Source organism: Serratia sp. CY40230 (assembly GCF_052168835.1).
Lineage (GTDB): Bacteria > Pseudomonadota > Gammaproteobacteria > Enterobacterales > Enterobacteriaceae > Serratia > Serratia nematodiphila.
Map to the genome: position 1 here is coordinate 213,744 of NZ_JBJNLX010000007.1, position 8,417 is coordinate 222,160.

General features: G+C 58.2%; 8 protein-coding genes, 2 tRNA genes and 1 rRNA gene. 2 read left to right on the forward strand and 9 right to left on the reverse strand.

Translation table 11 applies throughout. The annotated features are described in order from the left end of the window. Positions 1–105: 105 nt before the first annotated feature. From ACJ8IJ_RS22485 to ACJ8IJ_RS22505, 5 genes are all read right to left on the reverse strand, one after another. Entirely contained in the window at positions 106–1,032 is a 927-nt protein-coding gene (locus ACJ8IJ_RS22485; RefSeq protein WP_004929958.1) for a branched-chain amino acid transaminase, read from the reverse strand. Between the two features lie 23 nt (positions 1,033–1,055). After that, positions 1,056–1,313 (reverse strand): acetolactate synthase 2 small subunit, encoded by a 258-nt coding sequence (gene ilvM, locus ACJ8IJ_RS22490; RefSeq protein WP_004929955.1) that lies wholly within the window; start codon positions 1,311–1,313, stop codon positions 1,056–1,058. Beyond that, a complete protein-coding gene (ilvG, locus tag ACJ8IJ_RS22495; protein ID WP_286093661.1) occupies positions 1,310–2,956 on the reverse strand; it encodes an acetolactate synthase 2 catalytic subunit in 1,647 nt (548 codons plus the stop codon). Before ilvG ends, ilvM begins: the two co-directional genes overlap by 4 nt. Before the next feature lie 142 nt (positions 2,957–3,098). After that, positions 3,099–3,197: an ilv operon leader peptide gene (ilvL, locus tag ACJ8IJ_RS22500; RefSeq protein WP_013814970.1), complete on the reverse strand. Its 99-nt coding sequence runs from the start codon at positions 3,195–3,197 to the stop codon at positions 3,099–3,101. A gap of 133 nt (positions 3,198–3,330) precedes the next feature. Further along, positions 3,331–4,563 (reverse strand): MFS transporter, encoded by a 1,233-nt coding sequence (locus ACJ8IJ_RS22505; protein WP_004929950.1) that lies wholly within the window; start codon positions 4,561–4,563, stop codon positions 3,331–3,333. A 341-nt stretch (positions 4,564–4,904) separates the two neighbouring features. On the opposite strand from ACJ8IJ_RS22505, the gene ACJ8IJ_RS22510 reads away from it, so the two are divergent. Continuing rightward, the gene (locus ACJ8IJ_RS22510; protein ID WP_154871846.1) at positions 4,905–6,428 is read left to right on the forward strand and encodes a YifB family Mg chelatase-like AAA ATPase; all 1,524 of its coding nucleotides are present in this window, start codon (positions 4,905–4,907) and stop codon (positions 6,426–6,428) included. Positions 6,429–6,455: 27 nt separating this feature from the next. On the opposite strand, the gene ACJ8IJ_RS22515 is transcribed toward ACJ8IJ_RS22510, so the two are convergent. Beyond that, positions 6,456–6,794 carry a DUF413 domain-containing protein gene (locus ACJ8IJ_RS22515; protein ID WP_004929946.1) on the reverse strand — a complete coding sequence of 113 codons (339 nt, stop codon included), beginning with the start codon at positions 6,792–6,794 and terminating at the stop codon, positions 6,456–6,458. A gap of 119 nt (positions 6,795–6,913) precedes the next feature. Here ACJ8IJ_RS22515 and hdfR point away from each other — a divergent pair, with 119 nt between their 5' ends. Further along, the gene (gene hdfR / locus ACJ8IJ_RS22520) at positions 6,914–7,741 is read left to right on the forward strand and encodes an HTH-type transcriptional regulator HdfR (RefSeq protein WP_004929945.1); all 828 of its coding nucleotides are present in this window, start codon (positions 6,914–6,916) and stop codon (positions 7,739–7,741) included. A 269-nt stretch (positions 7,742–8,010) separates the two neighbouring features. Here hdfR and ACJ8IJ_RS22525 read toward each other — a convergent pair. The 3 genes from ACJ8IJ_RS22525 to rrf form a co-directional block, all read right to left on the reverse strand. Next, positions 8,011–8,086, reverse strand: a tRNA-Trp gene (locus ACJ8IJ_RS22525). A 51-nt stretch (positions 8,087–8,137) separates the two neighbouring features. Further along, a tRNA-Asp gene (locus ACJ8IJ_RS22530) sits at positions 8,138–8,214 on the reverse strand. A 94-nt stretch (positions 8,215–8,308) separates the two neighbouring features. After that, a 5S ribosomal RNA gene (gene rrf, locus ACJ8IJ_RS22535) occupies positions 8,309–8,417 on the reverse strand; the annotation flags it as partial.

Sequence of the window (8,417 nt, forward strand, 5' to 3'; positions counted from 1 at the left end):
TCTTTTCACTCCAAATGTATTTATGGCAGGCGGCGAACGAACCGCCTGGATATTTCTTATCTTGTCTGTCTTGTCGTCCGCCACGCTGCGCGGCGAGCCTTGTCGTTACGGGTTTACCGGATCCAGCCAACCGTACTTGTCTTCGGTCTTGCCGGTGAACAGGCCGAAGAACGCCTGTTGGATCTGTTTGGTCACCGGGCCACGTTTACCGATACCGACCTGAATGCCGTCCACGCTGCGCACCGGCGTGATCTCCGCCGCAGTGCCGGACATGAACACCTCATCGGCCAGGTACAGCGATTCGCGCGACAGCACCTGCTCACGCACTTCGAAGCCCATGTCTTTCGCCAGCTTGATGATCGCGTCGCGGGTGATGCCCGGCAGCGCCGACGAGGTGAACGGCGGGGTGTAAATCACGCCGTCTTTCACCTGGAACAGGTTCTCGCCCGCCCCTTCGGAAATGTAGCCGTGCACGTCAAGCGCGATGCCTTCCTGATAGCCGTGGCGGCGCGCTTCGCTGCCCACCAGCAGAGAGGAAAGATAGTTGCCGCCGGCTTTGGCCGCGGTCGGGATGGTGTTCGGCGCGGCGCGGTGCCAGGAGGAGACCATCGCATCGATGCCTTGCTCCAGCGCCTCTTCACCCAGATAAGCGCCCCAAGGAAACGCCGCGATAATCACGTCCGTTTTATAACCGGCCGGCGGGTTGACGCCCATGCCGACATCGCCGACGAACACCAGCGGGCGAATGTAGGCGCTGACCAGATTGTTCTTGCGCAGCGTGGCGCGGCAGGCTTCCATCAGTTCGTCGACGCTTTGCGAAACCGGCATGCGGTAGATTTTCGCCGAATCGTGCAAGCGCTGCATATGCTCGCGATGACGGAATACCACCGGCCCCAAGTGCGAGTCATAGCAGCGTACGCCTTCAAACACCGACGTGCCGTAATGCAACGCGTGCGACATCACGTGCACTTTGGCCTCGGCCCAAGGAACCATCTCACCATTGAACCAAATGTAATCGGCTTTCTTTGTCATTGTTATTTATCCTTCTCGGCGCCTCAGGCGCGTATTTGTTGTGATGTTGGCTGCTGGATCTCGACGCAGGAGACGTCCATCAGTTTACTTAATTGAGATGACAACAGGGCAACCGGGCGCGGGCTGGCAACGGTCAATTCGATATTGATGCTGTCGGCGTTGGCCGGGGAAACCATATTCATAGCACAAACCTGAAAGCCGCGATGACGCACGACCCGCAATACGCGCTCTAACATTTCGGGGCGAAAACGCGCCTGGATCGAGAGTTGATGCTGCATCATGATATTTCCTCCAACATGGTTTCGTTGCCGGCGCCCGGCGGCACCAGCGGCCAGACGTTTTCGAGTTCGTCGATAGAGACCTGCAGCAGATAAGGGCCTTCGGTGTTGAACAGCGCCTCGAGGGCGCCCTCCACCTGATCCTTGCGGCTGATGCGCTGGCCGGGAATGCCGAAGGCGGCGGCCAGCATCAGGAAGTCGGGGTTATCGGAAAGGTTGGTTTCGCTGTAGCGGCCGTCGAAGAACAGCTGCTGCCATTGACGCACCATCCCGAGGCGCTGGTTGTCCAGCAGCACGATCTTAAGCGGCAGCTGCTTGCGCTTGATAGTGCCCAGTTCCTGCACGTTCATCATGAAGGAGCCATCGCCCGAGACGCAGATCACCGTATCTTGCGGGCGGGCAATCTGAGCGCCTACCGCGGCCGGCACGCCGAATCCCATGGTGCCGAGGCCGCTGGAGGTGATGAAATTCTCCGGACGTTCGAACGTCATGTGCTGCGCGCTCCACATCTGGTGCTGACCGACGTCGGTGGTCACTACGCTGTTGGCCGGCTTGCGGTCAGACAGCTGGCGCAAGAACAGCGGTGCGTAGATCGGCTGGCCGGGGTGATCGTAGCGGCAGGCGTGCTCGGCTTTCAGCGCCGTCACCTGCTGCTGCCAGGCGGCGATGTCCAGCGGGCGCTGCAACGCCGGCAGCAACGTTTTCAAATCACCCTGCAGGGCCACATGCGCCTGGCGCAGTTTGCTCATCTCCGCCGGATCGATATCCATGTGGATCACTTTGGCGTGCGGCGCGAAGGCGTTCAGTTTGCCGGTCACGCGATCATCGAAACGCGCGCCGACGGCGATCAGCAGATCGCACTCCTGCACCGCCAGGTTGGCAGCCTTGGCGCCATGCATGCCCAACATGCCGAGATACAGCGGGTCTTGCGCGTCCGGCGCGCCCAGCCCCTTCAGGGTGGCGACGTTCGGCATGCGGGTCACCGCGATAAACTCACGCAGCGCTGGCACCGCCTGCGCCATGCCCACGCCGCCGCCGACGTACAGCATCGGTTTGTGCGCCTGCGCCAGCAGCGCGGCCGCCTCGGCCAACGCCGCCGACGGGAACGCCGGCGCTTCGTCAACCGGCATCAGATGCGGGTGCAAGTCCCCCTGCGCCAGCTGGATGTCTTTCGGGATATCGATCAGCACCGGGCCGGGCCGGCCGCCTGCGGCGATGGCGAACGCTTCCGCCATGATGCCCGGCAAGGCGTCCAGCGACTCCACCAGGAAGCTGTGCTTGGTGCAGGCCAGAGACAGGCCGAGAACATCGATCTCCTGAAAGGCATCGGTGCCGATCAGCGCGGAACCCACCTGGCCGGTGATGGCGACAACGGGAACAGAATCGAGCAGCGCATCAGCCAGGCCAGTGATCAGGTTGGTGGCACCGGGGCCGGAAGTGGCGATACAGACACCGACTTTGCCGGTGGCGCGGGCGTAGCCGATGGCGGCCATGGCGGCGCCCTGTTCATGGCGGCACAGCAGGTGTTCCACGCCGCCGTCATACAACGCATCGTACACCGGCATGATTGCCCCGCCCGGATAGCCGAATACGGTATCTACACCCTGCGCACGCAACGCTTGAACTACCCACTGAGCGCCATTCATAGTTATTTCCCCGCCTTTCTTCGACAACTGCAGGATTTTGTTCTGTTTTTCATGCTCTGCCCCTTGCTCCACTTTTCTCTTGCCAATAAAAAACCCCCGGACCTGACGGTGCGGGGGTTCTCTTGCGATTCCGGCTTGTTTGCTAAGCCTTTCTTCGTCCAAGTGCAGCCCCGCACGGTGGGATAATAATCACCACCACGCTAATCACGACTAGGCTAATCACTTGGGCAAAGGCTTTCATAATGGGTTTGTTCACTGTGCTCATTCAGAACTAATGCTTACAGAGGTACCACAGCCGCGCGCGACATGACAACACTTTTTTTGCGTTATTATTCGGCGCAATCTGGTCATACCTCACGCGAATCGCCCCTCTTTCACACGTTGGCGCGCATACCCGGATTTTCTACCGCGTCGGTGATCGCCTTGCCGCGCGTATCCTTGCCGAAGAACACCAACAGGGCGATCGCCACCGCCACCGTACCGGCGACGATCGCCATCGCCAGGCCGTAATTATGCCCATGATGCTCGGCGATGGTGGCTTGCAGCGTGGCGTTGACCGAGGCGATCAGGTTACCCAGCTGGTACACGAACCCCGGCAGCACCGCGCGGGTGTTGGCCGGCACCAGCTCGGTCAGATAGGTCGGCACCACGCCCCAGGCGCCCTGCACCATGAACTGCATCAGGAAAGCGCCGATCCCCAACATCAGCGAACCGCTGGAAAACGCCCACAGCGGGATCACCGGCAGCGCCAACAGCGCGGCAATGATGATCGCTTTTTTGCGGCCGATCTTTTCTGACAACGAACCGAAGAAAACACCGCCGATAATTGACGCGATATTGTAGCTAATGGCGATAATACTGACGGTTTTAGGGTCGAAACCGTGCTGAACTTTCAGAAACACCGGATACAGATCCTGCGTACCGTGGGAGAAGAAATTGAACGCCGCCATCAGCAGCACCAGATAGCAGCACAGCTTCCAGTGGCTCTTCAACACCGGCAGCAAGGCGGTGCTCTCTTTGCGTTCACGCGCCGCCAGCCATACCGGCGACTCCTGCACGCAATAATAAATAAACGGCAGCAGCAGGATCGGCGCCGCGCCGATGACGAACATGCCGCGCCAGCCGACCGTTTCGAACAGCAGGCCGTACACCACCGCCGCCAGCAGATAACCAAACGGATAGCCGGCCTGGAAAATACCCGACATCAGGCCGCGTGAGCGGTCCGGTATGGTTTCCATCGCCAACGATGACGCCACGCCCCAGATGCCGCCCATCGCAACACCGTACAACACCCGCAACAGCAAGAAGACCGTCAGCGAAGGCGCGGCGGCGGAGAGCAGCTCAAACACCGAGAAGAAGACGATATTCAACATCAGGATCGGTTTGCGGCCATATTTTTCCGCCGCACGCCCGAAGATCAGCGCGCCAATCGGGCGCACCGCCAGCGTGAGCAGAATCGCCAACGTGACCTGTTCCAGACCGACGTGAAAGGACTGCGCGATATCGCTGAGTAAGAATACCAGCACGAAAAAATCGAAAGCGTCGAGCGTCCAGCTTGAAAAACTGGCGATTGCCGCGTTGCGTTGCAGCGGGGTCCAACCAAACATAGTGTTATCCCTACCGTAGAGTACGAAGTCAGGAGGTTTAGCGGCTGCCGGGCAGAATGCGGCGGCGGTCGGGGCTTGTTAAAGAAGTGATTTTTCTTTTAATCAATTGTTAAATACACCCGTTAACCCTATGATTGCAATGTGTATGGGCCGCTAATGTGTTGCAGCCTTCAGCGAATTGTTAATGGGTATTGCCGCAGGATGCGAGGCGGCTCGCACAATCTCATTTACTTCGATGAAAATGAGCAATTACGCTGCGAAACCCCTAGAAAAACCACCAATAACGCCGCGCAATGCCAGGATGAATCACGCATCATGTCGTCCTCAGCAAGGAGAGCGATATGTCACTGGCGTTAATCTATAGCCGCGCCATCATCGGCGTTCAGGCCCCTTCCGTGACGGTGGAGGTGCATATCAGCAATGGCCTGCCCGGCCTGACGCTGGTCGGCCTGCCGGAAACCACGGTAAAAGAAGCGCGCGATCGGGTGCGCAGCGCCCTGATCAACAACGGTTTCACCTTTCCCGCCCGGCGCATCACCGTCAATTTAGCCCCCGCCGATCTGCCGAAAGAAGGCGGGCGTTACGATCTGCCGATAGCGCTGGCGATCCTCGCCGCCTCCGAGCAGTTACCCCTCGCACCGTTGGCACGCTACGAGTTTCTTGGCGAACTCGCGCTGTCCGGCTCACTGCGCGCGGTCAGGGGAGCAATCCCGGCGGCGCTGGCGGCGGCTGATGCCGGGCGGCAACTGATCCTCTCGACGGACAACGCCGCCGAAGTCGGCCTGATCGCGCAGTCGCACTCCCATACTGCCCAACACCTGCTGGAAGTCTGCGCTTTTCTGCTCGGCCAAGGCGAACTGCCGGTGGCGGCCACGCCCCCCGATGCAGACAACGCGTGCGAAAACGACGACCTGCGCGACATCATCGGCCAGGAACAGGCCAAGCGGGCATTAGAGATCGCCGCCGCCGGCGGGCATAACCTACTGTTGATTGGGCCACCGGGCACCGGTAAAACCATGCTGGCCAGCCGTCTCACGGGCTTACTGCCGCCGCTGACGGAGACTGAGGCGCTGGAAAGCCTGGCGGTCGCCAGCTTGCAGCATCATATTCCCGCCGCTCTACCATGGCGTCAGAGGCCGTTCCGCGCACCGCACCACAGCGCCTCGATGGCGGCATTGGTCGGCGGCGGCTCACTGCCGCGACCGGGCGAGATCTCGATGGCGCATAACGGCGTGCTGTTTCTGGATGAACTGCCGGAATTCGAGCGTAAGGTACTGGATGCGCTGCGTGAGCCGTTGGAATCCGGCGAGATCGTGATTTCGCGTGCCAACGCCAAGGTCTGTTTCCCCGCCAGGGTGCAACTGATCGCGGCAATGAACCCCAGCCCGACAGGGCATTATCAGGGATTGCACAATCGCGCCTCACCGCAGCAGGTGTTGCGCTATCTGGCCCGGCTGTCAGGGCCTTTTCTCGACCGTTTCGATCTGTCTATCGAAGTACCGTTGTTGCCGCCGGGTACGCTCAGTCATCGGAAAACCCATGGAGAAAGCAGCGAACAAGTACGGAAAAGGGTGCAGCAGGCACGCGCCCGGCAGCTCGAACGCGCCGGTAAAGTCAACGCGCTGTTGAGCAACCGCGAAGTGGAACGAGATTGCGTTTTGCAGGCGGCTGACGCCGAGTTTTTGGAAGCAACATTAAACACGCTGGGGTTATCGGTTCGCGCCTGGCAGCGCATCTTGAAAGTGGCGCGCACGCTGGCGGATTTGGCGGGAGATGCTGAACTCGACAGGCACCACCTCAGCGAAGCACTGGGCTATCGCAGTATGGACCGTCTGCTGTTACAACTGCATCGCAGTCTGGAATGAAAATGGGGCCCGCAGGCCCCATCGTCTTTAGTCTTCGCTGTCGCTGTAATCTTCTACTGCGTCAGCCTGCGGTTTACCGCCGGACAGAGTATGGAATTTCTTCGGGCGACGTGTGCGCGCCAGATATTTAGCCCATACTTTTTCCTGCTCGGTAGCCGCTTCGCGCTCACCTCGGCACACTGCGACGAACAGCTGTTCTTCTTCAGTGGCCGGCTGGCGTTTGCCCGAGTCCAACTCGTTAAACGCGTAGCCGAAGCGCTCTAGCAATTGCGCCTCTTTAATGGTGAAATCGCCGTGACGGGAGAACCCGCGAGGGTAATGTTTATTATCAAAAAAACGATTGGTCGTGGTGAAGCTATCCGCCATCTGACACGCTCCTAATTCTCTTATGGCCGTGCTGTTTATGGCGCGGAGTATTAGATAGGCTTGACAGCGTGTAAAACAAAACATTTAAATCTTAACGACAAATTTTTTTGGAGATAGGTGTGGATACCGAATTACTGAAAACCTTTTTGGAGGTCAGTAGAACGCGTCACTTTGGCAGAGCCGCAGAATCTTTGTACTTAACGCAGTCCGCGGTCAGTTTCCGCATCCGTCAGTTAGAAAACCAGTTGGGCGCAAATTTATTTACCCGTCATCGCAATAACATCCGCCTGACGCCTGCCGGCGAGCGGCTTCTGCCCTATGCCGAGAGCCTGATGAACACCTGGCAGTTGGCGAAGAAGGAAGTCGTGCGTTCGCTGCAACACACCGAGTTATCGATCGGCGCTACCGCTTCGTTGTGGGAGGCCTATCTGACTCCCTGGTTGCAAGCACTCTATCAACAACGCGAGGCGCTGCAGCTAGAAGCCAGGGTGGCATTAAGGCACTCTTTGGTAAAACAACTGCATGAAAGGCAGCTCGATTTACTGATCACCACTGAACCGCCGAAGATGGATGAATTGGCCAGCCAGCAGCTGAGCAATTTCTCATTACGCCTGTTCTCATCCGCTTATCGTGACAAACAGGCCCCAATGCCCTACATCAAGCTGGAATGGGGAGCCGACTTCCACCAACAGGAAAACCGCATGTTGGAAGGTGATAACGTACCGGTGCTTACCACCACCTCCGCTCACCTGACGCGTCAGCTGTTGGAAACCACGGGCGGATGCGCTTTCCTACCCAGCCATTGGGAAAAAGAGTACCCACAGCTGGTGGCCGCCAGCGAGATCCCGCCGATTATCCGCCCACTGTATGCCGTCTGGTTGCAAAATAGCGATCAACAACCTTTGATTCGGCAATTACTTAAAATACCTTTAAATACCGCAGCCTAAAGCGCTATGGCGGCCTTAAAAGCCGCCACCGTGGTCTTGGCTGTCTATCATGCAAAAAGCCGCCCATCGCCTTCTGAGAGAAGAAAATGCAAAATGGCAGGAGAATCAGGAGCTCTGCGGAGGTAAAGATCGAAAGGTTATGGAGCAACTCGGATCAGATAAACATCAGCATAGAACAGCCGATGCGCTCTTTTCCAAAACGATAACGCGCTAAGGAAAGGGATAATAGGTAAAAAAAAACCCTTTGCTTTCGCAAAGGGTTCTTAATATGGCAGGGGCGGAGAGACTCGAACTCGCGACACCCGGTTTTGGAGACCGGTGCTCTACCAACTGAGCTACGCCCCTAAATCTCGCTTAACATTATGCCTGCTAATAAAGCAGGCATAATTAAATAAGTGGCGGAACGGACGGGGCTCGAACCCGCGACCCCCTGCGTGACAGGCAGGTATTCTAACCAACTGAACTACCGCTCCACCGATTCTTTTACGTTGTATCTTTCGATACCGGCAATATCGCACTCTGCGACTTGCGCATTACCAGTCGTCACACTGATAACGTTTATTTGATGCCTGGCAGTGTCCTACTCTCGCATGGGGAGACCCCACACTACCATCGGCGCTACGGCGTTTCACTTCTGAGTTCGGCATGGGGTCAGGTGGGACCACCGCGCTATTGC

Coding starts and splice junctions, on each gene's coding strand:
- ACJ8IJ_RS22485 (WP_004929958.1), bottom strand. CDS start 1,032: ATGACAAAGAAAGCCGATTACATTTGGTTCAATGGTGAGATGGTTCCT.
- ilvM (WP_004929955.1), bottom strand. CDS start 1,313: ATGATGCAGCATCAACTCTCGATCCAGGCGCGTTTTCGCCCCGAAATG.
- ilvG (WP_286093661.1), bottom strand. CDS start 2,956: ATGAATGGCGCTCAGTGGGTAGTTCAAGCGTTGCGTGCGCAGGGTGTA.
- ilvL (WP_013814970.1), bottom strand. CDS start 3,197: ATGAAAGCCTTTGCCCAAGTGATTAGCCTAGTCGTGATTAGCGTGGTG.
- ACJ8IJ_RS22505 (WP_004929950.1), bottom strand. CDS start 4,563: ATGTTTGGTTGGACCCCGCTGCAACGCAACGCGGCAATCGCCAGTTTT.
- ACJ8IJ_RS22510 (WP_154871846.1), top strand. CDS start 4,905: ATGTCACTGGCGTTAATCTATAGCCGCGCCATCATCGGCGTTCAGGCC.
- ACJ8IJ_RS22515 (WP_004929946.1), bottom strand. CDS start 6,794: ATGGCGGATAGCTTCACCACGACCAATCGTTTTTTTGATAATAAACAT.